The sequence below is a fragment of the Xenophilus azovorans DSM 13620 genome (assembly GCF_000745855.1).
GTDB lineage: Bacteria > Pseudomonadota > Gammaproteobacteria > Burkholderiales > Burkholderiaceae_C > Xenophilus > Xenophilus azovorans.
On record NZ_JQKD01000038.1, the window covers coordinates 23,328 to 48,001 of the forward strand.

Here is a 24,674-nt window from a genome sequence, read left to right on the forward strand (position 1 = left end):
AGGAGCGCACATGAGCAGCAACCCGATCAATCAGCACATTTCCCATCCCGGCGAGTTCTTCGTCGGAGGCGACTGGATCGCGCCGTCCTCGGGCGCCAGGATCGATGTCATCCAGCCTGGCACAGAAGAGCTCTACCTGTCGGTCGCCGAGGCGAAGGCCGCCGACGTCGACAGCGCGGTGCTTGCGGCGCGGCGGGCGTTCGATCTCGGCCCGTGGCCTCGCATGTCACCGTCGGAGCGTACTGTCTACCTGCGGCGGATTGCCCAGGCGATGGCGAAGCACAACGACGCGTTCGCCACGCTCTGGAGCGCGCAGACCGGCCTGGTGCACTCGCTGTCGAAGGCCATCATCCCGTCTGCAGCGCAGACCTTCGAGTACTACGCCGGCTTGGGCGACAGCTATCCATTCATCGAGCGCCACGCACCACGAGCCGGTGGCAATTTCGGTCTGCTCGTGCGCGAGCCGGTGGGCGTCGTCGCTGCAATCGTTCCCTGGAACGCGCCACTGCCTTTGCTCTGCTTCAAGGTCGCGCCTGCGCTGATCGCGGGGTGCACCGTGATCGTGAAGGCGTCGCCGGAGGCGCCCGGCGAGGCGCTGTTGTTCGCCGAGGCGGTGAGGGAAGCTGGGCTGCCCGAGGGCGTGGTCAACATCATCACCGCGGACCGCGAGGTCTCGGAGCTCCTCGTGCGCAATCCCGCCGTGGACAAGGTGACCTTCACGGGGTCCACGGCCGCCGGCAAGAAGATCGCGGGCATCCTCACCGACCGCGTGGCACGCGTCTCGCTCGAGCTGGGCGGCAAGAATGCCGCAGTCATCCTGGACGACTATGACCTGACCGCCGCGGCGCAGACGCTTTCGGCGACGGCGCTGTACCTGAGCGGGCAAGCATGCGGCGCGCTCACGCGTGTCATCGTCGAGCGGTCGCGCCACCACGCCTTGGTGGAGGCCCTGAGCGGCGTGTTCTCAGCCCTCAAGGTGGGTGACCAGTTCGACCCCGACACCCAGGTCGGGCCGCTCGCGACCGCGCGACAGCGCCAGCGCGTGGAGGGCTACATCGCAAAGGGCAAAGCGGAAGGCGCGGTCCTCGCGGCCGGCGGCGGCCGCCCGCGGCACCTGGAGCGCGGCTTCTTCGTCGAGCCGACGGTCTTCGGCAACGTGGACAACAGCATGGTGATCGCGCGCGAGGAGATCTTCGGACCGGTGATCTGCGTCATCCCGTCGGACAGCGATGCGGACTCGATCCGCATCGCCAACGACTCCGACTTCGGCCTGAACGCCACCGTCTACACGAACGATTTCGACCGGGCCTATCAGGTGGCCAGGCAGATCCGTTCAGGGACGGTCGGACACAATGCCATGCGTGGCGACTTTGCCATCGGATGGGGTGGCTTCAAGCAGTCCGGCATCGGCCGGGAGGGCTCCATTCCCGGGTTGCAGCCGTTCCTCGAGTCGAAGACCATCATCCTGGATGGTGAGCCGCCGCAACTGTCGAAGAGTTGAGTCCGCGCTGCGCGCCAGGGACCGAACTGCAGGTCAGGCGCTGTCGGCAACTGCCGGGCTGGCGGCTGGGTTGTTCTACCCCCCTGGCCCCACCACTATGCATTGATGAGACCGCGTGATGTTGGCGAAGAATGAAGAGATCGACCGTTCGGAGGAGATCCGCCTCGCGAGGGCGGAAATCGCGCGCATCGTCGATCGTTACTGCGCGACGCAGGGCGATGGACCGACGCCCGTTCCCGGTCTCGCGGTGGGGCGTGCAACGGCCCCCATCCCGCCGACCTCGTACGTCTTCGAGCCGAGCCTGTGCATCAGCGCACGCGGGAGCAAGCGCGTCCGCCTGGGACAGGAGACCTTCGTGTACGACGAAGACAACTTCCTGCTCACCACCTTCGGCTTGCCCAGCATCATCGAGGTGAGCCAGGCCAGCGACGCGACACCCTATACGGCGCTCCAGATCGAACTGGACCTGCCAATGGCGCGGCAGGTCATCTCGGACCTGGATGTGCGGGGCATCGTGTCCCACCCGGGCGGGCCCGGCATGGCGACCGGACCGGTCGACGCCGACTTGTTGGATGCCGTGGTGCGTCTGGTCCGCCTGCTGGAGAGGCCCGGGGACATCCCCTTTCTTCAGGCCCTTGTCCATCGCGAGATCCTCTACCGCATCCTCCTAGGGCCGACAGCGGCGCGGCTGCGCCAACTGGTCCAGATCGGCACGCAGACTAGCCGCGTCGCCAGAGCCATCGAGCGCCTCCGACGGGACTTCACCAAGCGCCTGAGCGTGGACGAACTGGCCGAAGAAAGCGGCATGGGCGTGTCGACGCTGCATCACCACTTCCGCGAGCTCACGACGATGAGCCCGCTGCAGTTCCAGAAGCAACTGCGGCTGCACGAGGCCCGACGGCTGATGCTGAACGAGGACGCAGATGCCGCCTCGGCCGCGTTCCAGGTCGGGTACGAGAGCGTGACCCAGTTCAGTCGAGAGTACCGGCGGCAGTTCGGTGCACCTCCTGCGCGCGACATCAAGGCCATGCGCAGCGCCGTCGCGGCGGACCAGCAGAGCCGCACAGCCCGCGAGGGGCGCACGGGACTGCACTGAGCCATCCCTGCCCCAGGTCAGCAACAAGGCCGCCGCTACTGCTGTGAGATGGCCAGTTTGATCGCGAGTGCTAGGAACACCAGGCCGGCCGACCAGTTGAGCGCCCGCTGCAATCGGGGTGAACGCATGAAGTTCGTGCCGAACGCACCCGAGAACCAAGCGATGGCCGTGAAAGACACGAACGTCGCGGCGGTGAAGGCCAGTCCGAGCACCAGCAGCTGCACCGCCGGGCTGGTCCCGCTGCGCGCCACGACGAACTGAGGCAGGAAGGCCAGGAAGAAGATCACGACCTTCGGATTCATCAGGTTCATCAGCACGCCCCTGACATAGGCGCGCCGCGCCGGCTCTCTCTCGGAGGCGGAGCCGACCTGGGAACCCACGGGCGCCCGGAACGCCTTCCACGCAAGGTAGGCCAGGTACAGCGCGCCCGCGATCTTCAGGATTGTGAACGCGAGGGTGGACGCGGCCAGGACCGCTCCGAGGCCCACGGCGACCACGGTGGTGTGGACCAGGAGGCCTGTGCACAGCCCGAGAACGATCACCGCCCCGGCGCGAGCGCCGTGCATCGCCGACTGCAGCAGAACGAACACATTGTCTGGTCCCGGCGTCAGGGCCAGCAGCAGGGAGATGCCGAGAAAAGGAATGAGCGTTTCGATGGCAGGCATGGCTTGTTGTTTGAGCTCTGATCTATCCTGGCTTGCGTCTAACGAGTGATACGATGGTCGCAAGCACCAGTGGCCGCACCTCACGATTGTCCTCGCTGCAGGCCCTCGCCGCACAGGCCTTCGAGGGCCTACGGGGCCTGAATGGCTTGATCTCCCAATGCTCAGAAAAGACGGCATTGCTTGCGCCTCAGAAGATCAGGCAAGTATTCAAGCGAATCGTGCTAACGGAGCCATGCGGTGCCGCCCTATGCTCGAGACACTGAGCCTACTTTGGAAGCTGGAATGCCGCACCAAACCCCGACCCCATCGACGCCGCCGGAACAAGATACCGGCCCGCGTGACCCTTCGGCGTTCCGCGACGCTCCGAGGGTCGCTGTTGTCGGCGCGGGACCCATGGGCGTCGTGACCGGCTACCACCTTCACCTCGCGGGCGCCTCGGTGAGCTTCGTGGTGCGCCCGGGACGCTCGCGATTCATTCCGCAGCGGTTCACCCTGTACTCCTATGATGACGCGTCGCTGCAGAACTTCGAGGCGTTCGGCGTGGGGGAAGACGTGTCCGTGCTGGAGACTACCAAGCCCGACGCTGGGCCTCTCCACGCTGGTCACGGCGCTCAATAACCGCAAGCCCGCTGGGTGCACGGAAGCGACCGTCTTCGGCCCCCTTTTACGTCGAGGGCTCCCCGCGGTTCGAACTTGGATGCGGTATTCGGCGTGCGCTCGGCGCTGATCGCGGACTGGGTCGAGCGCCCCGCGGGTCCGACTCCCGACGGTGGAAAAAGCGACACGCCCTTCTACACGCTTCACTTCGAGTTCATCCTCAATCCGATCGGCCCCGGCTCAGGCAGCAGCTTGCGCCCCCGCGGCCGAGAAGCTGCCCTCATCCGCCGCGGCAATGAGCGTGCGCAATTGGTCGATTGAAAGTGCGTCGAGCATCTATCGGTCCTGAAGATGGAATTCTCAAGGACCTATAGCTTACTGAGAAAATTGCCGGGACCGGAGGGGCTGCCGCCGTTTTGCTTTCGCGGCCAGCGCGTCGGGCCGTGCAGACCCGTGGACGCCGGACCAGGCCTGGGCGGCCGCTTGACGGGTGCCCGGCAAGCCTCACGATGCCGTGCTGACCGGCAGCCGCGCGGACGTCTCGCAGTCCGCGCTCGCTCCGTTCGTGGCCGCGGCCGCCTGCCGTCGTCCGATGACTTCGACCAGGTACTGTGCGTCGTCGGCGACTCCCAGGAACCGGCCCGACCCCCAGGTGTTGAGCCAGGGCAGGCCCACGAAGTACAGGCCGGGCACCGCCGACACGCCGCGCTCGAAGCGCGGGTGTCCGCGCCCGTCGAAGGCGGGCAGGTCGATCCAGCGGTAGTCGGCGCGGAAGCCGATGGCCCACACCACGCTGGTGATGCCGGCAGCGGCAAGATCCAGGGAGGTCGGATCGCTCCCGGGGGCCCACGCCTTGTGGAAGGGCGGTTCGGCCGGCGCATCGATGCCGGCCTTGGCGATGTAGTTGTCGATGTCGCGGCGGATGCTGCAGTACACCTCGTCCGCTTCGTCCAGGTTCCTGGCGAGGTCGGGCCGGAAGCTGACTTCGGTGCCGCGGATGTCGTCGAGCGTGCCGTACAGCCGCACGCCCTCCAGGGCGAAGCGGCGCAGGTCGATCTCGTGGCCGCCGTCGCGCCCGGTCATGTAGTGGTTGGTCTTGTGGCGCGCCTCGTCGCCCAGCGGATGGCGGTCCACGGTCAGGTTGTAGAAGCCCATCTCGTGCAGCCATTCCGTCGATTCGCGTCCGCGGTACATGCGCGGCGACCGCGGCGCCGAGCCGACCGCCAGGTGCACCTTGCGGCCCGCCAGGTGAAGGTCTTCCATGATCTGCACGCCGGACTGGCCGGAGCCGACCACCAGCACTTCGCCTTCGGGCAGTTGCTGTGGATTGCGATAGGCCACGGAGTGCACCTGGGTGACCGAGGGCGGCAGGCTGTGCGCGCAGGGCGGCACGATCGGGATGTCGTAGCCGCCGGTGGCGACCACCACGTGGTCGGCCAGGCAGGTGCCGAGGGTGGTGTCCACTTCCAGCGCGCCGCTCACGTGGCGGCTGACGCGCCGGACGCTCACGCCTTCGATCACGGGCGGCTGGGTCTTGCGGGCAAAGGCTTCCAGATAGTCCACGATCTCGTCGCGCAGCATGAAGCCCTTGGGGTCGCCGCCCTGGTAGGGGAAGTCCGGCAGGCGGCATTGCCAGTTGGGCGTGACCAGGCAGAACGTGTCCCATCGCTGGTGGCGCCAGGCGTGGCCGATCTCGCGCTTCTCCAGCATGACGTGGGCGATGCCGGCCTTCTTCAGGCAGTGGCTGGTGGACAGACCGGCCTGTCCGCCGCCGATGACGACGACGGGGTAGCGGGGCGCAAGGGGGGTGGGGGTGCTCATGGGAGTCTCGCTGGGTGGATGTGGATGGAAAGGGGCGGGGCGTCAATCGGCCGGGCCGAAGCCCAGGACCTCCACGCGCGCGCCGGGCAGGGACGAGAAGCGGGCGGCCAGGGCCTCCAGGCTGCGCAGTTGATCGCCTGCGCGCGAGCACGCGAAGCCGAACTTGGCCCGCACCCGCTCGTTGGCGATGTCCGTGGCTTCGCGCAGCCTCGACAGGAATTCGTCGAGCGCGTAGGACTGCCCGGGCTGGAAGTAGTCCTGGATCACCAGCGAGGGCGAGTAGGCGGCGGTCTGGCTGGCATCGGGCCAGCGCAGGGTGTAGGTCATGGCAGGCATGGCAGGGGTCTTTCGGAGGTGGGGTGCGTCGCCAGCACGCCCTGGTAGATGTGCAGGTGCGCCCTGGCGCTGCGCGGCCAACTGTGCGCGTGGCACACCTCGGGCGCGGCCGGCAGGCGCGGCCGGGCCCAGGCATGGGCCAAGCCGAGCGCGATGCTGGCGTCGTCCAGCGGCTCGCACCACGTCACGCCGGCTACGCCTTGCAGGTGTTCGGTGAAGGGGGCCCGGCGCGAGACCAGGACGGGCGTGCCGCAGGCCAGTGCTTCCAGGGCCACCAGGCCGAAGCCTTCGTTCAGCGAGGGCAGGGCCAGCAGCCGGGCGCGGCGCATGAGGGCGGGGATGGCCGGGTCGGGCAGGGCGCCGGTGCGCCAGACGCTCGCGCCGGCACCTTCGCTCAGGCCCGTCTCGCGCAGCACGGCTCGCCAGTGCTGCTGCTCCGCCCCGTGCTGCAGCAGGCTGGCGCCGCCGGCCACGACCAGCCGGGCCCGCGCCGCCGCCGGCACCTCGTGGCGCAGCCGGGCGAAGGCGCGCAGCAGCCGCGCGCTGTTCTTGCGCTCTTCGACGCCGCCCACGGCGAGCACGATCGGCGCGTCGTCCAGGCCCGCGGCGCGCAGCGGGGCCAGGGCGCCTTCGTCATCTGCGCCACGGCCCGGATGAAAGCGTTGCAGGTCCACGCCGTTGAAGACGCGGAAGATCGGCGGCACATCGACGTTGGCGCGCAGATGGCCGAGCCACAGGTCGCTCACGCAGCACACGGCGCGGGCCGAGCGCCAGCCCGTGTCCTGCCAGCGGGCCAGCCGCGGGTCGGCGAAGGCGTCCAGGTGATGCACGGTGCGCAGCCAGGGCACGGCGGGCGAGAGCTGCGCGAGGGCTGCGCCGTTGAGGCTGTCCTGGGCATGCAGGACATCGACGCCCGAGGCCCGGATCGCCGCGGGCAGCGCGCGCATCAAGGCGCCGATGCGCTGGCCCACCTGGTCGCCCAGGTCTTCGCCCTGCGGGCGCGGCATCGCCAGCGGATGGAAGCGCAGGGGCAGTCCGGCGGGCAGGGCGCGAAAGAGCGACTGGCTGGGCTCCACGGGCGCCATCACCGTCACCCGCGTGCCGGCGCGGGCCAGCGCGATTGCCAGCTCCAGGGTGTGGACCACGCCGCCGCGCGGCAGCACGCTGTGCATCAGCAGGCCGACGTGCGGGCCGGAGGCTTCTTCATGCATGGCACGGCTCCGCGGCGCGGGTATCGCGCGCCAGGATGAAGCCCTCGTCGGCCAGGTCCCAGAGCGTGGCCTGCGCATCGCCCAGGCTTACCCGCAGCCGGGTGCCGCGCTCGACCTCGCCGACGTCGGCGCAGGCGATGTCGTGCGCGGCGAAGCGCCGGAGCACTTCGCCGGCATGGGCCGGCCGCACCGCCAGCACATGGCCGTAGCTCGGGAAGGCGCTCAGCCAGCGCAGCCGCGCGGCCTGCGCCTCGGGGGCCGGGTCGTGCCAGCCGCGCCAGCCGGCCTCGGCATCGGGCACGGGCAGCGATTCCAGCCGAACCTGCGCGCCCTGGCCGGAGCATTCCAGCAGCATGAGCAGCGTGCCCAGCACGCCGGCCATGCTGATGTCCTTGCCGGCGTCGCACAGGCCGTCCTCGGCCAGTTCCGCCATCAGCGCCAGGTCGGCCTGCAGCCGCGCGGCGGGTGCACGGGTGCTGGCGTTCCAGAAGGGCGCGGCGCCTTCCCATTGGCCGCGCAGGTCCACCGCCACCAGCAGCCGGTCGCCAGGCCGGGCGCCGAAGCTGGAGATCAGCCGCCGCGCGTGGCCCAGCACCGCGACGGCGAGCTGCGCGCCGTCGCTGCGCAGGTTGGTGTGGCCGCCCACCAGCGGCACGCCGTACTGGCGGCAGGCCGCCTGCATGCCGCGGATCACCTCGCCGGCCGAGTCGGCGTCGGCGCTCCACAGCGCATCGACCACCGCCGTCGGCCGGCCGCCCATGGCGGCCACGTCGCTGAGGTTCACCATCACCGCGCTGTAGCCGGCGAACCAGGGCATCTGCTGCACGAAGTCCGGCATCAGGCCCTCGATCGCCAGCAGTTGATAGCCGCCGCCGGGCAGGGGCAGGGCGGCGCAGTCGTCGCCGTTGGGGACGGCCGTGCGCGCGGCGCCGCTGTCGTCGGCCTGCAACTGCTCCATGACGCGGGCGATGTCGCGCTTGTGCGCGAAGCCACGGCCCGCGCGCAGCGCATCGGCCAGCGAGGCCAGGATGTCCGGCGCCGCGCTCATTGGATAACCTTGTATCTTTGGATCTCGGACCGATTCACGCAGCCCGAGATAACCAAGGGATGCAGATCAAGCCCGTCACGGAGCACATGGCGCGTGAATTGGACCGTCTTTCTTGAGCCCGAACGGTTGCCGGAACCCTCAGTTCGCATAAACAAGGATGGGAGTAGAAGGACATGTCCGATTCGATCTTTATCGGTATCGATGTATCGCGCGACACTCTGGAGGTTGGCAGCACCGCGCAGCCGGCCACTTGGAGTCAGCCCAACACCACTGAGGCCATTGAGGCGCTGAGCACTCAACTGCTGGCACTTGGCCCGGCCCTGGTGGTACTGCAGGCCACGGGCGGCTATGAGTTCGAGGCGGCCTGCGCGCTTCAAGCCGCGGGCCTGGCCGTGGCGGTGGTCAACCCTCGCCAAGCACGCGACTTTGCCCGTGCCATGGGTGCGCTGGCCAAGACCGACAGCCTGGATGCACGCATGCTGGCCGAGTTCGCCCGCGTGCTCAACCAGCATCCGAAGCGCGAGCGCTTTGTCAAACCTTTGGCCGACGCTCAGCGCCAGCGCCAGCGCCAGCGCCTGCAGGCGCTGGTGCTGCGCCGCAGGCAACTCGTGGACATGCTCACTGCCGAGCGGCTGCGCTTGCGCACCTCGCACGCCAGCGCGCGTCCCAGCGTCGAGCAAACCATCGAATTCCTCAAGGCGCAGTTGGGGGATATCGAGCGTGACTGTGCTGAGCATGTCAACGCGCGTCACGCTGAGCTGGCCAGCGCTCTTGGCAGCGTCAAAGGGGTAGGTACGGCCACTACGGCTGTGCTGCTGGCGCTGCTTCCTGAGCTGGGCACGCTGTGCCGCAGGCGCATCGCCGCGCTGGTGGGCGTGGCGCCGCTCAATCGCGACTGCGGCCTGATGCGAGGAAAGCGCACCATCTACGGCGGGCGAGCAGATATCAGGCAGGTGCTGTACATGGCTGCGCTGGTGGCCGTGCGTCATAACCCAGTGTTCAGGGCCTTCTACGAACGCTTGCTCGCAGCGCGCAAGTCCAAGAAAGTGGCCCTGGTGGCCGCCATGCGCAAGCTGCTGGGCGTGCTCAACGCCATCGCTCGATCCGGCAAGCATTGGGACGACTCGCTTCATTTGGCTTGACAACCAAGACGGTTGCTCCGTGCTTCGCACTGCGGTGCGAGCCCCCTTCGGAACGGCCGGGCGGGGGCTCATGCCGCGCGCCCTCCGGCCAGCACGAAACCCGACTCCGGGTGGCGGCAGGGCGGGTAGTGCCGCAGGTCCGCGCGCATCAGCGCGTGGGGCATGCCGGCCAGTTCGGCCACGCTCTCCTGCTGCCAGTGCAGCCGCTCGAACAGCGGCACGTTCTGCATCTGCACATGGGCCAGGAACTCGCGGCAGCCGCGCGCATGCGCGCTGCCCACGGCCAGGCGGATCAGGCCGGTGCCGAGCTGCGCATGGCGGCGCCAATGCGCGGCCACCGCCAGCCGCGAGCCCCACCACTGGCCCGGCGCGCCCTCGTGGATGCGCACCGTGCCGACCACCTCGTCCGGCAGGCCGGCCAGCGTGGAGCAGGCCACCAGCAGCCGGGTCTGCGGCGCGTCGTCGATGGCATCGCGGTCGTCGCGGTCGAACAGGCGCTGCTCCTCGCAGAAGACCTGCCGGCGCAGCGCCAGCGCCTCGCGCTGCATCCACGGGATGCCGGCCCACTGGATGCGGAAGGCGCTGGTCGCCGCGGGGGCGGGCAGCGCCGCGGCATCGGGCCAGGGCAGGGCGTCGAGCAGGATGTTCATGGGACGGGCTCCTCGCGTTCAGGCGATTTCGGCGGGCGCCTCGGCGCCCTCGAACACGGACAACGTCGAACAGGCGGCGCACTTGCCGCAGCCGGCCTTGATGTCGCTGGCGCGCAGCCCCGCCTCGCGCACCATCGCGCCCAGCGGCTGCAGCACCGACTGCATGAAGCCGGCGCCGGGCGGCGGGTGGTCTTCCAGCGGCGTGCCACTGATGGGCACGAAGGGCACCACGAAGGGATACACGCCCAGCGCCAGCAGGCGCTCGCTGGTCGCCAGCAGCGTCTCGCGGCTGTCGCCCAGGCCGGCCAGCAGGTAGGTGCTCACCTGGCCGCGGCCGAACACGGCCACCGCGGCCTCGAAGGCCTCCCAGTAGCGCGCCATCGGCACCTCGGTCTTGCCGGGCAGGATCTGTTGGCGCAGTTCGTCGCCGATCACCTCGATGTGCATGCCCAGCGTGTCGGCGCCGGCGTCCTTCAGGCGCTGGAACCAGGCGTCGGTGTCGGGCGGCTCGCACTGCACCTGCAGCGGCAGGTCCACCGCCGCCTTGACCGCCTCGGCGCTGTCGCACAGCACCTGGGCGCCGCGGTCGCGCGTGGGCGGCGTGCCGGTGGTCATGACCATGTGGCGCACGCCGTCGAGTTCGACGGCGGCCCTGGCGACTTCGGCCAGTTGCGCGGGCGTCTTGTGGGCGATGGTGCGTCCGGCCGCCAGCGACTGGCCGATGGCGCAGAAGCGGCAGGCCTTGCGGCGGCTCTCGTAGCGGATGCAGGTCTGAAGCACCGTGGTGGCCAGCACGTCGGTGCCGTGCAGCGTGGCGATCTGCTGGTAGGGAATGCCGTCCGCCGTCTGCCGCGCATAGAACTTCGGCGTGCGCGGAAAGCTGATCTGCGCGATGGGGATGGTGCCGTGGCGCAGCGTCGCCAGGCCGTCGGCGCCGGGCGCGTCGGCCACGAAGGGCGAGTCGAAGGCGCCGTGCGTGTGCACCGGCACCATCAGCGTCACGCCGTCCACCGTCACGGCCTTGTGGTCGGAGGGGCCGGCGCCGCCGCGCCGGCTGGCGGCGCCGGCCTGCGGCGCCTGCAGGCGCAGGCCGCGCGTCTGCAGCTCGGTCATCAGCTCGCGGGTGCCGGCGTTCATGCGGCCTCCGTGACCTGGGGAAGGTCGTTCGCCGCGGGCGCGGGCGCCGCGTCGGCGGGTTCCAGCGCGCGCGTGGTGGATGCGGCGTCGCGGCGGATCGCCAGGCTCAGCAGTTCCGGGCGGGCATAGTGGCCGACCGAATCCATCATCCGCTTGCGCTTGTCGATCAGCGACAGGTCCAGGTCGGCGATGACCAGGCCTTCGCCCTCGGTGAGCGGCTCGGCCAGGTACTTGCCTTCGGGCGACACGATGGCGCTGTGGCAGCCGCCGCGCAGGGCGCCCTGCAGGCTCTCGTCGGGCATCAGCCGGCGGATCTGCGCCTCGTGCAGCCAGCCGGTGGCGTTGACGACGAAGCAGCCGGACTCCAGCGCGTGGTGGCGGATCGTCACGCCCATCTGCTCCGCGAAGATGGGGCCCACCAGCGAGCCCGGGAACTGGGCGCAGTGGATCTCTTCGTGATCCGCCATCAGCGCGTAGCGCGCCAGCGGGTTGTAGTGCTCCCAGCAGGCGAGGGCGCCGACGCGGCCGACGCGCGTGTCCACCGCCTTCAGGCCGCTGGCGTCGCCCTGGCCCCAGACCATGCGCTCGTGGTAGGTCGGCGTGATCTTGCGGCGCTTGAGCAGCAGGCGGCCGTCGGCGTCGAACAGCACCTGCGTGTTGTACAGGCTGCCGTGGTCGCGCTCGTTCACGCCGAGCACCACCACCATGCCGGCCTGGCGCGCCGCGCCGGCCACCGCGTCGGTCAGCGGGCCGGGCACGGTGGGCGCGCGCTGCATCAGCAGCAGGTGGTCGGCGCCCTGGCGCGCCGGCGGCTGCACGAAGGAGAAGTACGGGTAGTAGGGAACGAAGGTCTCCGGAAAGACGATCAGCTCCACCCCCTGGCGCGCCGCCTGCCCGATGGTCTCGAGCACGCGCGCCAGCGTGCCGTCGGCGCTGTCGATGTCGGGCGCGATCTGCGCGGCGGCGGCGCGCACGGTCTTCCTCGTCGTGGTGGCCATGGTCGGTGCTCCGGCGCCGCGTTCAGAGCGTCCAGGTGTCCAGGATGAAGGCGCCCTGCTTGCGGTGCAGCAGCACGATGTCCAGCACGTCCAGCGGATTGATCGGGCGCACGCCCTCGATCAGCGCGCCCTCGCCGTGGCCATACAGCGCCTGCAGCGCGAAGCGGCAGGCGTAGACCTTGCCGCCCTCGGCGATGAACTTGGTGATCTGCTCGTTGAAGTTCTGGTGGCCGGGGAAGGCCGAGTCGCCCAGTTTCGGAAAGCCGCGCTTGACGCCCAGCGTCACGCCGGGGCCGTACAGCAGGATGGAAGTCTCGAATCCCTTGCGCTGCAGCCGCGTGGCCTGCAGCAGGTTGACGAAGCCGATGGAGCCTTCGAAGGCCACCGTGTGGAAGGTCACCAGGGCCTTCTCGCCCGGTTCGGCCTTGACGTCCTCGAAGACCTTCTCTTCGTAATCGACCAGGAAGTCGCCCTTCTGGGCGGCGGGATGGGTCACTTGGGGCATGGAAACCTCGTTGGTTGCTGGGTTGCGGTAAGGGAGCTGGATGCAATCTCCGCCGATGCGATCAGCCATCCAGGGAGTGCCTCGCGCGGCGGCGCCAACTGCATTGCGAAGGTCGTACCCGCTGCCCGCGGTCGCGTCCAATCAATGGCCGATCAAGACCGTTCTGCGTGCGCTGGAGCCCTCCGGCAAGGGCGGCCGTGGCCGCGCGCCGCGACCGCCTGCCGCACCAGAGGCGGCGCGTGCAGATGCGATCAATGCATCCGATCAATGACGCGATGCACCGAAACAAGGCCCCGCGCGGCTGCCGCGGTAGGCACGGTTTGCGCTTGGCTCCGGGGATCACCGACCCGCTCCCACTGCGCTGTTTCCCCGCCATGCCCTTCACGCACTGGATCCCCCGACTGCAGCACAGCGAGCTGCCGGCCTATCAGCTCATTCCCGACCTGCTGGTCGAGGATCTGCAGCGCGGGCGGCTGGCGCCGCGCGACCGTCTGCCGCCGCTGCGCGACTTGGCTCAGGTGCTCGGCCTGAACTACACGACGGTGGTGCGCGGCTTCGCGCAGGCGCGTGAGCGCGGCCTGATCGCCTCGCGGCCCGGCCTGGGCTCCTATGTGCGCGGCTCCTTCATCGGCCTGCCGCTGAGGGCTGGCACCGGCGCAGAGATGACGATGAACATGCCGCCCGAGCTGGCGGCGGACCACCCGCTCGCGCGCAGACTCCAGGAGGAGGCCGCCGCCCATCTGGCCGAAGCCGCCCTGGGCGACCTGATGCGCTACCAGGATTTCGGCGGAACGCCCGCCGACCGCGATGCGGCCGCGCGTTGGCTGCGCCAGTGGGTGCCACAGGCCAGCTCAAAGTGCACGCTCGTGGCGCCGGGCATCCACAGCATCCTGCTGGCGCTGCTGAGTCTGTTGGTCAAGCCGGGACAGGGCCTGGCGGTGGAATCCCTGCTGTACCCCGGGCTCAAGGCGATCGCCACGCAGCTGGGCACCCGGCTGCAGCCTTTGCAGTGCGATGAGGAGGGCGTCCTGCCGCAATCCTTCGAGCATGTTTGCAAGAGCACGCCGATCGGTGCACTGTACCTGTGCCCCAATCTGCACAACCCGACCACTGCGACGCTGTCCCTGGCGAGGCGCGAGGAGCTGGCGGACATCGCTTCGCACCACAGCGTGCCCATGATCGAGGACGACGCCTACGGGATGCTGCCGCCCGCGATACCGCCGCCGCTGGCGGATTTTGCCCCGGGCCTGACCTACTACGTCAGCGGCACCTCCAAGTGGCTGGGCGCCGGACTGCGCAACGCTTTCGTCTTGGCTCCTTCGGAAGCGGCCACCCAGCGGCTGGCCGGGGCGCTGCGGGCCACCACCGTGATGGCCCCGCCCTGGACCGCGGGGCTGGTCACGCGCTGGCTCGAGTCGGGCTTGGGCGCGCAGGTGCTGGACGCGATGCGCTCCGAATGCACCTGGCGCAGTGCGCTGGCGCGCGAGCTGTTGGGCGACCTGGGCCTGCGCGCCCATCCGCAGGGCTTCCACTTCTGGCTGCCGCTTGCCGAAGACGAAGGCAGGCGTTGCGTGAGCGCCGAGCTGTCCCTGCGGCTGCAGGGGCTGGGCGTGGCGGCCGTGGCCAGCCAGGCCTTCTCCACCGACCGCATGCCGCCGGAGGCCCTCCGCCTGTGCCTGGGCGGTCCACTCACGCGCGAGGACTGTGGGCGCGCCTTGCGCGCGGTCAGGGATGCCGTCGAGCAGCGCCCCTTGTGCACATGAGACGGCCTGGGCAGGACGGGCCAGCTGCAGACGGACCCGATAGCGGTCGAAGCCGCCCCGGCGAGCCGCTCAAGCCTGTGCGTCGGCACCGTTCGCGTCGGCGGCGCAAATCGCCTTGTCCAAACGTGCGACAAGGTCGAGGAGGTGCGGTGCAAGCTCGCGCGCTACGCTGGACATCGGTTCCGGCGTGGAAACGCTGACGTTGACCACGAAGATTGAAGACGCATCGGCCACGATCGGCGCTGCGAGAGCGACGACCTCGGGCTGCCACGAGGCGACGCAATACCCCTTCGCGCCCACGTGCTCGATGGACCGCTTGATTTCCGCGGACAACGAGGGCCAGTCGGCGCGCCTGCTCTTGAACAAGGACAGCAGCGTCTTGCGCCGGGCCTCGTCCGCCGCTGCAAGGTAGGCGCGGCCCAGGGAGGTGAGCTCCATCGGCACGCGCTGACCGGAGACGACGTTGCGCAGTGACACGCGGCGGTTGTAGCGGATGGACTCCAGGTACACCATCTCGTCCCGGTCGGCGGCCGCCAGGCCGACGTTGATCTTCTGCTGTTCCGCCAGCGCGCGCATCATCGGGGCTGCGAGATGAAGCACGGTCGACCCGCTGCGCATTGCATGTGCCAGGCTCAGGACGGCGGGCGCGAGCCGATAGCGCCGAAGGTGAGGTTCCTGTTGCAGCATCCCGACGCCGACCAGCGTCTGCGTCAGTCGACTGACCGTCGAACGCGAGAGACCGGTGCGCTCGGCGAGCTCGGCGTTGCCCAGCAATTCGGAGCCCGGACGAAATGCCCGCAGGATCTCGACGCCGCGTTCGAGCGATCGGTTCGCCGGCGATATCCCGGGTTTCTCGTCGAGTGAGGGCGTCATTCGGGACATCGGCGGCACACTCAAGATAGGCGCTCTTCTTCCATTGCTTGGAATTCGAGTGTATCCGGGCGGGTCTCGGCACGCTCGGATCGGCCATGTCCATGCGCCCCTGACAGACGGGTTGTCAGCGTCGAGCAGTGTCCGTAGCACGTGAGCTTCTAGCCCCATCGCTCGTGAACCGGCACCAGGGCGGCGGGGCTGCGCGCCCTTGTCTTGCCAACTTGCGACGCCCCGGGGCGCGGATACGCCACTCGAGAAGTGCACACGGGTGCCGGTCCGCGGCGGCTCCAGACGGGCTTGCCGCGCCGCAAAAGGTGGGCGAACGATTCCATACATTGGAATTGAAGAGATGCCTTTCCGGGCGCCGCCATCTATGCTCGGTTCGAAGAGATCGCTGCCTGGCCGGCATATGCCTCCGGCCTCCGATGCCGATCCGAAGCGTCCTGCAACTTCGTGGAGACAAGAAAGTGACCAGCACCATTCCGTCAACAAGAGGTCCGCTCCGCAGAGCGGTGGTCGGACTGCTCCTGGCGAGCACCATGTGTGGCCTGCAGGTCGCGTCCGCCCAGAGCTTTCCTCTCAAGCAGCCGATCCGCATCGTGGTGCCGTTCGCGGCGGGAGGCGGGACCGACCTCATCGCGCGCGTGCTTGGCTCCGGCATGGCCCAGGACTTGGGCCAGACGGTGATCGTCGACAACAAGCCGGGCGCGGGAACGGTGATCGGCACCGATGCGGTCGCCAAGAGCGCACCCGATGGCTACACGCTGGTGATCGCGACCTTTGCGCACGCCGTCAATCCGACCCTGCAGGCCAAGCTGCCCTATGCGCATGCGACAGCCTTCACGCCGGTCAGCCTGATCGGCCGTTCGCCCAACGTACTCGTCGTCCGCCCGGACCGGTCCTTTCGGACCGTGGCCGACCTGGTCGCAGAGGCCAAGCGTACGCCGGGCAAGCTCACCTATGGCTCCTTCGGCAACGGCACGTCGGCGCACCTCGCCGCGGAGCTGTTCAAGAGCATGGCCGGGGTCGACCTGACCCACGTGCCGTACCGAGGAGCCGGTCCCGCCATCACGGACCTGCTGGGCGGCCAGATCGACATGATGTTCTCCACCGCGGCCAGTGTCGCACCCTACGTCCACAGCGGGAAACTGCGGGCGATCGCCGTGACGTCGGCGCAGCGCTCGCCCGCCATGCCGACGGTGCCGACGATCGCCGAGAGTGGCGTCGCGGGCTACGTCGCCGAGAGCTGGTACGGCATCTACGCGCCGGCGGGAACGCCGGCCGACGTGGTGGCCCGCTTGAACGGTGCCATCAGGAAGGCGGCCGCCAGCGACACGTTCAAGAAGCGGGTCGAGAACGAGGGCCTGGTCATCACCGCCTCGGCGCCAGCCGAATTGACCCGCTACGTCGATGCGGAACAGGCACGCTGGCAGAAGGTGATCCGGGACGCCCGCATCACGGCGGACTGACAGTTGCTGCAACCCCAACGAGTATTCACAACCATGACCTCCACCTACATCGAACTGCGCGTCGACGACGGCGTCGGCATCCTGACCCTCAACCGCCCGGACGTGCGCAACGCAATCAACGACGACATGCGCGCCGAACTGATGGACGCGCTGGATCAGCTCGGCCGCGACAACGCGGTGCGCGCCGTGGTACTCACGGGCAACGGCAAGGCCTTCTGCGCCGGTGGCGACATCCGCGCCATGCAGCAGCGCATGCAGGCGCCTGCCGGCGAAGTGGCCTTCAACGGCTGGTCGCGCCAGCAGCGCACCCATCACGCGCTCACGGCCCTGCACACCCTGGCCAAGCCGACCATCGCCGCGGTCAACGGCGCGTCCACCGGCCTCGGCACGGACCTCGCGATGGCCTGCGACTTCGTGATCGCCAGCGAGCCGCACGCCAGCTTCGCCTGGAACTACGTGCTGCGCGGGCTCATTCCGGACGGTGGGGGCATGTACTTCCTTCCGCGCCGCGTGGGGCTGGTCAAGGCCAAGGAACTCATCTTCACGGGGCGGACCGTGCGGGCGCCCGAGGCGCGCGAACTCGGCATCGCCGATCGGCTGAGCGCGCCCGAGTCCCTGCTCGCCGATGCCGTCGCGTGGGCGCGTGAGCTCACCGTCGGATCGCGCACCGCCCTGGCGCTGGGCAAGACCATCCTCAACCAGAGCTTCGAGCTGCAGTCCGAGCAGGTCTTCGGCATGGGAAGCCAGGCGCAGGCCATCTGCTACAGCTCGCAAGAGCACCGCGAGGCGGTCAACGCCTTCCTCGACAAGTCCGCCAAGAAGGAATGAACGCCATGACCGCCATCCACTCCACGAGCGCCGCGACCGGCCCGGACCGGGTCGCCCGTCTGCTGAACCCGCGCAGCGTGGCCATCATCGGCGCCTCGGCGGACCTGAACAAGACCTCGGGGCGCCCGGTGACCTATCTGCAGAAGCACGGCTTTCAGGGCCGGATCTATCCGGTCAACCCGAAGGTGCAAAGCATCGCCGGACTGACCTGCTACCCCGACGTGGGCGCGCTGCCCGAGGCACCGGATGTCGCCATCGTCCTGCTGGGCGCAGAGCGTGCCCACCTTGCGGTGCGGGATCTGGCCCAGCGCGGCACCAGCGCAGCGATCATCCTGGCCAGCGGCTACGCCGAGACCGGCCCAGAGGGCCAGGCGCGCCAGGCGCAATTGCTTGAGGCGGCCGGCCCGATGCGCCTGCTCGGCCCCAACACCATCGGGCTCGTGAACCTGACCGACCACATCACCTTGTCGGCCAGCGGCGCGCTGGAAATTGATCAACTCGCCAGGGGGTCGATCGCGGTGGTCTCGCAAAGCGGTGGCATTCTGGGTTCGCTGCTGTCCCGCGGCGCGGCGCGCGGGATCGGTTTCTCCAAGCTCATCTCGACCAGCAACGAGGTGGACCTGGACATGGCGGACTTCATCGACCATCTCGCCGACGATGACGCGACTCAGGTGATCGCGCTGTACATGGAAGGCGTGCGCGATGTCGCCAAGTTCCGTGCCGCGGCCCTGAAGGCCGCGCGCGCAGGCAAACCCCTCGTCGTCTTTAAGATCGGCCGTTCCGAGTCGGGCGCCAGCGCCGCGGCGTCGCATACGGGGGCGCTTGCTGGCGCGGACCGCATGTACGACGCCCTGTTCCGCGAGGTCGGTGCCATCCGGGCCGGGACGTTCGCCGACCTGTTGGACATTCCCGCTGCTCTGGCATCGGGGCGCCGCCTGCGCGGCCGCCGCGTGGCCATCCTCACCTCCACGGGCGGTGCCGGCACGCTGGTCGCCGACAGCCTGGGGGTCGCCGGCTTCGAAGCCCCCCCGCCGGATGCGGCGACCGCACAGCTGCTGCGCGAGCTGCAAGCGGGCGGCCCTTCCGTGCTGGACCGCAATCCCATCGACGTGACGCTCGCGGGCCTGCAGCCCGACCTGTTGCGCGCCGCGATCCGGGCGCTGCTGGCCAGTCCAACCTACGACGCCGTGGTCGTGATCGTGGGTTCCTCGGCGCTGGCGATGCCCGATCTGATGGCCGATGCCATCCACGACTGCCTGCCGGGGTCGGACAAGCCGGTGCTGGCATACGTGAGCCCGCATGCGCCAGAGGTGGCCGCGCTGCTCAACCAGCGCGGCGTGCCGGCCTTCGCGGCGCCCGAGAGCTGCACGACCGCGCTGGTGGCCTTGCTCGACAGCGGCGCCAACGTGCAGCAGGTCGACGATGAGGCGGGTGCGCCCGTCGACATCGGTGATCTGCCGGCCGGCTCGCTCGACGAGGCCGAGGCGAAGTCCCTGTTCGCCCGCTTCGGGGTTCCCGGGGTGCGCGAGGTGTCCGTGGCCGATGGCGACGAGGCACAGCGCGCCGCGCAGTCGCTCGGCGACAAGGTCGTCCTGAAGATCCGCTCGCGCGCGATCACGCACAAGACCGAGGTCGGCGGCGTCGCCGTGGCGGTCCCGGCGGACCAGGTGCGCCAGCGCTTGGCGGCGATGCGCGACGAGGTGCGCGAGAAGGCCGGTGCCGCTCCGAACGCCTACCTCGTGCAGGAGATGGTGTCCAGCGGCACGGAGCTGATCCTGGGCATGCACCGTGATGCCCTGGGCACGGCCGTGCTGCTGGGCATGGGTGGCGTGACCGCCGAACTGATCAACGACACCGTGCTGCGGATGGTGCCTGCGGGCGGCGCGCTGACCCGCGAGGGCGCGCGTGCCATGGTGCAGGCGCTCAAGACCTACCCCTTGCTCGACGGCTACCGCGGACGGCCCAAGGCCGACGTTGAGGCGTTGATCGACGCGGTCGTCGCGTTCTCCCGCATGGCCGGGCATCTCGGTGCACGGCTGGAGACGGCCGAGATCAATCCGCTCTTCGTGCTCCCGGAAGGGAAGGGGGTCCGCGCAGCCGACGGCGTCGTGGTGCTGGCGCCCGCCGAGACGGGGGAGGCCAGCGGCTCCGTCCCCTCGGCACAGCCGGCGTTCGCCTGAAGGCAGGCCGCGATGAGCCAATCCCCGGTGGTGCGCTGCGAGCGCGAGGGTGAGGTCCTGCTGATCCTGATCGACAACCCTCCGATCAACGCCGGGTCGGCACCCGTGCGGGCCGGCCTGGTGGACGCCGTCGCGCAGGCGGAAGCCGACAGCGAGATCCGCGCGGCGGTGATCATGGGCGCCGGCAATACCTTTGTCGCAGGCTCCGACCTGCGGGAGTTCGGCCAGCCCCTGCAGGATCCACAGCTGCCGGCCGTGATCGAGGCGATCGAGCGGTGCGGCAAGCCCATCGTCGCGGCGTTGCACGGTGCGGCGCTCGGCGGTGGCTTCGAGTTGGCGCTGGGCTGCGATGCGCGCGTCGCGCTGCGAGGGACCGTCGTGGGGCTGCCGGAGGTCACGCTGGGGATCATCCCGGGGGCGGGCGGCACGCAACGCCTGCCGCGCCTGGTGGGCCGACCCCGCGCTCTGAAAATGATCTGTAGTGGCGAGCGTGTCGGCGCCGCGGAGGCGTTGGTCTCGGGAATCATTGACGCGGTCGTTGACGCCGACCTGCGCACAGCAGCCCTGCGCTACGCGAGCGAGATGGGCGCCAAGCGCCGGGTGCGCGATCTGCCGGTGCCGGCCGATGACGCGGCGGCCTTCGAGGAGGCGGCCACCAGGGCCCTGAAGGCCGGGAGGAACCGGCCGAACGTCGCCGCAGCCATCGTGGCGGTCCGCTCGACGGGCGCGAGGGACTTCGATGAGGGGCTGTACCAGGAGCGGGAGGCCTTCCAAGCCCTGCGCGTGGCGCCCGATGCGTTCGCTCTTCGCCACCTCTTCTTCGCCGAGCGGCAGTCTGCCCGGCCCGCACCCCTCGAGGGCACGGACCCGAAGGCCGTGCACAGCGTGGCCGTCATCGGCGCGGGCACCATGGGCTCCGGCATCGCGATCGCCGCGCTCGACGCCGGCTGCCAGGTGCTGCTGGTGGAGCAGGACGCCGATGCCCTGCAGCGCGGTACCGATCGTGTGAACAAGCACTACGCATCGCGCGTGGCCGCCGGCAAGCTCGCGAAGGAGCGGGCGGCCGATTGTGAGCAGCGGATGGCGCCGACCCTGGACTGGGCGCGGATCAGGGAGGCCGACCTGATCATCGAGGCCGTGTTCGAAGACTTGGCCATCAAGCGCACGGTCTTCGAGCGACTCGACGGCGTGGCGCGACCTGGCGCTGTGCTGGCTTCGAACACGTCCTACCTCGATCTGGATGCCATCGCCGCGGCCACGGGGCGTCCGCAGGACGTCATCGGATTGCACTTCTTCAGTCCTGCCCAGGTGATGCGCCTGGTCGAGGTCGTGGGCGGCGCGAAATCCTCCGCGCAGGCGCTGGCGACCGGCGTACAGCTGACCAAACGGATGGGCAAGCTGCCGGTGCTCACGCGCAACGCGTTCGGTTTCATCGGCAACCGGATCTATGCGGCCTACCGGCGGCAGTGCGAGTTCATGCTGGAGGAGGGTGCCTACCCGCGTGATGTGGACGCGGCGCTCGAGGCCTGGGGCTTCGCGATGGGGCCCTTCGCCGTCGCCGACATGTCCGGCCTGGACATCGCCTGGCGGATGCGCCAGGCGCAGGCCGCGCGCCGCGATCCGGCAGCACGCTACGTGGAGATTCCGGATCGGTTGTGCGAGCGGGGCCGCCTGGGGCGCAAGACAGGTCTGGGCTACTACGCGTATCCCGAAGGCGGTGCGCGTCCGCAGGTCGACGCGGCGGTGCACGCGCTGATCGACGAGGCAAGCCGCGCGAAAGGCCTTGTGCGCCGAAGCCTAGCCGCGGAGGAGGTCCAGCGCCGAGCGCTGCTGTCGATGGTCAACGAGGCGGCATTGCTCGTGGCCGAGGGGGTGGCCTTCCAGACGGCCGACGTCGACCTGGTGCTGGTCAACGGCTATGGCTTCCCGCGCTGGCAGGGCGGCCCCGTCTGGTGGGCACGTCAGCGAGGGCGCGAAGCGCTGCGCCAAGAGCTTGTCTGGCTGGCGGGGCTCAGCGGGTCAGGCTTCAAGGCCGGCGACCCCGACGTACTTCTGGACCCCAAGCAGGGATGAACACGATGACCCGACATGCTTTCATTTGCGATGCCATTCGCACCCCCTTCGGCCGCTACGGCGGTAGCCTGGCGTCGGTTCGTGCCGACGATCTCGCCGCAGTGCCGCTACGCGCCTTGCGGGAACGCAACCCAGCGGTGGACTGGCAGGCAGTCAGCGATGTGATTCTCGGGTGCGCCAACCAGGCCGGCGAAGACAACCGCAATGTCGCGCGCATGGCCGCGCTGCTCGCCGGCTGGCCGGTCGAGGTGCCCGGCAGCACGGTGAACCGCCTGTGTGGCTCGGGCCTGGACGCTGTCGGAACGGCTGCGCGCGCGATCCGCAGCGGCGACGCCGGCCTGATGGTAGCGGGCGGCGTCGAGAGCATGAGCCGTGCGCCATTCGTGATGGGCAAGGCCGAGCAGGCGTTCGCGCGAACGGCCAGTCTGGAAGACACCACCATCGGCTGGCGTTTCATCAATCCGGCGATGAGGGCGGCTCACGGCGTGGATTCGATGCCTCAGACGGCGGAGAACGTGGCGGTCGACTACCGCATCTCCCGCGAGGACCAGGATCGCTTCGCGGCGGCCAGCCAGGCCAAGGCGCTCGCGGCGCAGGCGAGCGGGCGCCTGGCCCGGGAGATCGTGCCGGTCGCGGTCCCGCAGCGAAAGGGCGAACCCGTTCTCGTCGCCCAGGACGAGCACCCGCGCGCCACCACGATCGAAGCGCTGGCGAAGCTCAGGGGCGTGGTCCGTCCGGACGGCACCGTGACCGCGGGCAATGCGTCCGGAGTGAACGACGGCGCCTGCGCGCTGCTGCTTGCCGACGAGGCTACCGCCGCGCGCCATGGCCTCACGCCGCGCGCGCGTGTCCTGGGCATGGCAGCCGCCGGCGTGCCGCCGCGCATCATGGGCATTGGACCCGCGCCGGCGACCCGCAAGGTGTTGGCGTTGACGGGCCTCAGCCTGGACCAGATGGACGTGATTGAACTCAACGAGGCATTTGCTTCGCAGGCGCTGGCCGTGCTGCGCGAGCTGGGCGTTCGCGACGACGATCCACGCGTCAATCCCAACGGCGGAGCCATCGCGCTCGGCCATCCGCTGGGGGCGAGCGGCGCGCGCCTCGTCACCACGGCGGTCGAGCAGCTGGGGCAGTCCGGTGGGCGCTACGCCCTGTGCACCATGTGCATCGGGGTCGGACAGGGCATCGCGCTGGTCATCGAGCGCTGCTGAGGGTCATCTGGCGCCACCGCATCGGTGGCGCGGACAACCGCCACGCGTCCGCGGCGTGACGCGTGGCACCGCTGCCCGCCATTGATAAGGTTGCCTTCATAGCCTTTGCGGCGAATAGGCCTTGGCAAAGGGGCGACGCACCGCGAGCATCGACAGCCAGCAGGCCCCTCTCAGGGCGGGCGCTCCCGCTCCGCACTGCGGCTTGCCACCCATTCCTCCACCGATCGTTCCTGTGCGTGAGCGCGGGCCCATCAAGGATGTGCGTGCAGTCCTCTCGTCTTCCGATCAGCCGCAGGGCCGCGATCGCCGCGGTAGCGCTCCTGGCGGCCGGCAGCCAGATGCCTGCCACCGCGCAGCAGAACGCCGGCTCCCGTGCGCCCAACCCGACCAAGCCGTTCGTCGAGTCGGCGGTCGCGACCTTCGATTCGCCCTGGGCGCTGGCCTTCCTGCCCGACGGTCGGATGCTCGTGACCGAGAAGGCCGGGCGGCTCTTCCTGGTGACGCAGTCCGGTGCGAAGCGCCAGGTGGACGGTGTGCCACAGGTTGCGAACGTGGGCCAGAACGGCTTGCTGGATGTTGCCGTCTCGCCGCAGTTCGATCGCGATCGATCAGTCTATCTGACGTATGCAGAACCTGGTACCCAAGGCAGCGGCCTGGCACTCGCGCTGGCACGCCTGGGCGAGAATAGCGGCAGGGTCGGGCTCGACAGCTTGCGCGTGATCTGGCGCCAGTTGCCCAAGGGCTCAGGCGGCCAGCCGGGCGGCATCATCGCCTTCTCCCCGGACGGGAGGCACCTCTTCCTGACGTCTGGCGACAGGATGCGGCCCGCCACGGCCCAGGATCCCGACCAGGCACTCGGCAAAGTGCTTCGGCTGAATCTCGATGGCAGCGTGCCCAACGACAACCCTTTGGCCAGTCAAGGCGGCGTGCGGGCCCAGACATGGACCACGGGCCACCGCAACCCCTATGGACTTGCGTTCGCACCCGATGGGCGCCTGTGGCTGCACGAGATGGGCCCCTTGGGCGGAGACGAACTCAATCTCATTCGGCCGGGCCTCAACTATGGCTGGCCCTTGGTCTCGAACGGGGACAACTACGACGGCACGCCCATCCCAAACCACAGCACCCGGCCGGAGTTCGAGGCGCCGCGCATCTACTGGAACCCGGTGATTGCGCCGGCAGGCCTCGCCTTCTATGCCGGACAGGCATTTCCCGACTTCAACGGCTCGGCCCTCATCGGCGGCCTTCGCGCCCAGGCGCTCGTGCGCATCGCGTTCGATGATGACGGCCGGGCGCGCGAGGCCGATCGCTGGGACATGGGGCACCGCATCCGCGATGTCGCGGTGGCCCGCGACGGTGCCATCTGGCTCCTCGAGGACTCGAACGAGGCGCGGCTGCTGCGCTTGACGCCGCGATCGCGGCCGTGAGAGGCCATGAGCCTTCCATTGGACGGCGTGCGGCTTCTTCCTCACGGCATTGAGTCGCCGGCAAAGGCAGGCCGACGTGCATCCGCTCCATGGGGCGCCTCCAGGGCCCGGATGTCCCGCCGGGCGGGTACTCCGGAAGGTGT

Annotated in this window: 22 protein-coding genes and 1 pseudogene; 13 read left to right on the forward strand and 10 right to left on the reverse strand. The window is 69.5% G+C overall.

The genetic code is table 11. The features are described from left to right. Positions 1-10: 10 nt before the first annotated feature. Positions 11-1,501, forward strand: coding sequence for an aldehyde dehydrogenase (locus Q392_RS19140; protein ID WP_038211098.1), 1,491 nt, complete (start codon positions 11-13; stop codon positions 1,499-1,501). A 118-nt stretch (positions 1,502-1,619) separates the two neighbouring features. Continuing rightward, positions 1,620-2,597, forward strand: a complete 978-nt coding sequence (locus tag Q392_RS19145) for an AraC family transcriptional regulator (RefSeq protein ID WP_051953762.1) — start codon at positions 1,620-1,622, stop codon at positions 2,595-2,597. A 35-nt stretch (positions 2,598-2,632) separates the two neighbouring features. Here the strand turns inward: Q392_RS19145 and Q392_RS19150 are convergent, their stop codons facing one another. After that, on the reverse strand, positions 2,633-3,262 hold the full coding sequence (locus Q392_RS19150) for a LysE family translocator (protein WP_038211099.1): 630 nt from the start codon (positions 3,260-3,262) through the stop codon (positions 2,633-2,635). Positions 3,263-3,655: 393 nt separating this feature from the next. Here Q392_RS19150 and Q392_RS19155 point away from each other — a divergent pair, with 393 nt between their 5' ends. The 3 genes and pseudogenes from Q392_RS19155 (at position 3,656) to Q392_RS34065 (ending at position 4,180) form a co-directional block, all read left to right on the forward strand. Then, the gene (locus Q392_RS19155) at positions 3,656-3,880 is read left to right on the forward strand and encodes a hypothetical protein (RefSeq protein ID WP_038211101.1); all 225 of its coding nucleotides are present in this window, start codon (positions 3,656-3,658) and stop codon (positions 3,878-3,880) included. Continuing rightward, positions 3,831-3,969, forward strand: a pseudogene (locus Q392_RS34215) (hydroxyquinol 1,2-dioxygenase); the annotation flags it as partial. The gene Q392_RS19155 and the pseudogene Q392_RS34215, both read left to right, overlap by 50 nt. Then, positions 3,956-4,180, forward strand: a complete 225-nt coding sequence (locus Q392_RS34065) for a hypothetical protein (RefSeq protein ID WP_157008075.1) — start codon at positions 3,956-3,958, stop codon at positions 4,178-4,180. The pseudogene Q392_RS34215 and the gene Q392_RS34065, both read left to right, overlap by 14 nt. A gap of 183 nt (positions 4,181-4,363) precedes the next feature. Here the strand turns inward: Q392_RS34065 and Q392_RS19160 are convergent, their stop codons facing one another. Genes Q392_RS19160 through Q392_RS19175 form a run of 4 tightly spaced genes read right to left on the reverse strand, consistent with a single transcriptional unit; the run spans position 4,364 to position 8,275 of the window. Continuing rightward, the gene (locus tag Q392_RS19160; RefSeq protein ID WP_051953763.1) at positions 4,364-5,680 is read right to left on the reverse strand and encodes an MSMEG_0569 family flavin-dependent oxidoreductase; all 1,317 of its coding nucleotides are present in this window, start codon (positions 5,678-5,680) and stop codon (positions 4,364-4,366) included. Positions 5,681-5,722: 42 nt separating this feature from the next. Beyond that, complete coding sequence (locus Q392_RS19165) at positions 5,723-6,016, reverse strand: MSMEG_0570 family nitrogen starvation response protein (RefSeq protein WP_038211103.1); 294 nt, start codon at positions 6,014-6,016, stop codon at positions 5,723-5,725. Then, positions 6,004-7,227: an MSMEG_0565 family glycosyltransferase gene (locus Q392_RS19170; protein WP_038211105.1), complete on the reverse strand. Its 1,224-nt coding sequence runs from the start codon at positions 7,225-7,227 to the stop codon at positions 6,004-6,006. The genes Q392_RS19165 and Q392_RS19170 overlap by 13 nt, the downstream gene beginning before the upstream one ends. Next, positions 7,220-8,275 carry a sll0787 family AIR synthase-like protein gene (locus tag Q392_RS19175; protein ID WP_038211106.1) on the reverse strand — a complete coding sequence of 352 codons (1,056 nt, stop codon included), beginning with the start codon at positions 8,273-8,275 and terminating at the stop codon, positions 7,220-7,222. The genes Q392_RS19170 and Q392_RS19175 overlap by 8 nt, the downstream gene beginning before the upstream one ends. A 173-nt stretch (positions 8,276-8,448) precedes the next feature. On the opposite strand from Q392_RS19175, the gene Q392_RS19180 reads away from it, so the two are divergent. Further along, on the forward strand, positions 8,449-9,417 hold the full coding sequence (locus tag Q392_RS19180; protein ID WP_038211108.1) for an IS110 family RNA-guided transposase: 969 nt from the start codon (positions 8,449-8,451) through the stop codon (positions 9,415-9,417). Positions 9,418-9,485: 68 nt separating this feature from the next. On the opposite strand, the gene Q392_RS19185 is transcribed toward Q392_RS19180, so the two are convergent. The 4 genes from Q392_RS19185 to Q392_RS19200 are packed head-to-tail and all read right to left on the reverse strand — an operon-like array spanning position 9,486 to position 12,707. Next, on the reverse strand, positions 9,486-10,067 hold the full coding sequence (locus tag Q392_RS19185; RefSeq protein ID WP_084217205.1) for an MSMEG_0567/Sll0786 family nitrogen starvation N-acetyltransferase: 582 nt from the start codon (positions 10,065-10,067) through the stop codon (positions 9,486-9,488). 18 nt (positions 10,068-10,085) lie between these two features. Then, positions 10,086-11,180: an MSMEG_0568 family radical SAM protein gene (locus Q392_RS19190; protein WP_038211161.1), complete on the reverse strand. Its 1,095-nt coding sequence runs from the start codon at positions 11,178-11,180 to the stop codon at positions 10,086-10,088. Positions 11,181-11,200: 20 nt separating this feature from the next. After that, positions 11,201-12,202: a Nit6803 family nitrilase gene (locus Q392_RS19195; RefSeq protein ID WP_038211110.1), complete on the reverse strand. Its 1,002-nt coding sequence runs from the start codon at positions 12,200-12,202 to the stop codon at positions 11,201-11,203. Positions 12,203-12,224: 22 nt separating this feature from the next. Next, positions 12,225-12,707: an MSMEG_0572/Sll0783 family nitrogen starvation response protein gene (locus Q392_RS19200; protein ID WP_038211112.1), complete on the reverse strand. Its 483-nt coding sequence runs from the start codon at positions 12,705-12,707 to the stop codon at positions 12,225-12,227. A 374-nt stretch (positions 12,708-13,081) separates the two neighbouring features. Between Q392_RS19200 and Q392_RS19205 the strand changes: the two genes are divergently transcribed. After that, entirely contained in the window at positions 13,082-14,470 is a 1,389-nt protein-coding gene (locus tag Q392_RS19205) for an aminotransferase-like domain-containing protein (RefSeq protein ID WP_038211118.1), read from the forward strand. 69 nt (positions 14,471-14,539) lie between these two features. On the opposite strand, the gene Q392_RS19210 is transcribed toward Q392_RS19205, so the two are convergent. Then, positions 14,540-15,352 (reverse strand): IclR family transcriptional regulator, encoded by an 813-nt coding sequence (locus Q392_RS19210; protein WP_051953764.1) that lies wholly within the window; start codon positions 15,350-15,352, stop codon positions 14,540-14,542. A 530-nt stretch (positions 15,353-15,882) separates the two neighbouring features. Here Q392_RS19210 and Q392_RS19215 point away from each other — a divergent pair. The 6 genes from Q392_RS19215 (at position 15,883) to Q392_RS19240 (ending at position 24,531) form a co-directional block, all read left to right on the forward strand. Beyond that, on the forward strand, positions 15,883-16,812 hold the full coding sequence (locus Q392_RS19215) for a tripartite tricarboxylate transporter substrate binding protein (RefSeq protein ID WP_084217207.1): 930 nt from the start codon (positions 15,883-15,885) through the stop codon (positions 16,810-16,812). A 33-nt stretch (positions 16,813-16,845) separates the two neighbouring features. Next, positions 16,846-17,640 (forward strand): enoyl-CoA hydratase/isomerase family protein, encoded by a 795-nt coding sequence (locus Q392_RS19220; RefSeq protein WP_038211121.1) that lies wholly within the window; start codon positions 16,846-16,848, stop codon positions 17,638-17,640. A gap of 5 nt (positions 17,641-17,645) precedes the next feature. Further along, positions 17,646-19,820, forward strand: coding sequence for an acetate--CoA ligase family protein (locus tag Q392_RS19225; RefSeq protein ID WP_051953765.1), 2,175 nt, complete (start codon positions 17,646-17,648; stop codon positions 19,818-19,820). Positions 19,821-19,832: 12 nt separating this feature from the next. After that, a complete protein-coding gene (locus Q392_RS19230; protein WP_051953766.1) occupies positions 19,833-21,893 on the forward strand; it encodes a 3-hydroxyacyl-CoA dehydrogenase NAD-binding domain-containing protein in 2,061 nt (686 codons plus the stop codon). Positions 21,894-21,898: 5 nt separating this feature from the next. Next, entirely contained in the window at positions 21,899-23,104 is a 1,206-nt protein-coding gene (gene pcaF, locus Q392_RS19235) for a 3-oxoadipyl-CoA thiolase (RefSeq protein WP_038211166.1), read from the forward strand. Between the two features lie 263 nt (positions 23,105-23,367). Continuing rightward, complete coding sequence (locus tag Q392_RS19240) at positions 23,368-24,531, forward strand: PQQ-dependent sugar dehydrogenase (RefSeq protein WP_245610759.1); 1,164 nt, start codon at positions 23,368-23,370, stop codon at positions 24,529-24,531. Positions 24,532-24,674 lie beyond the last annotated feature (143 nt).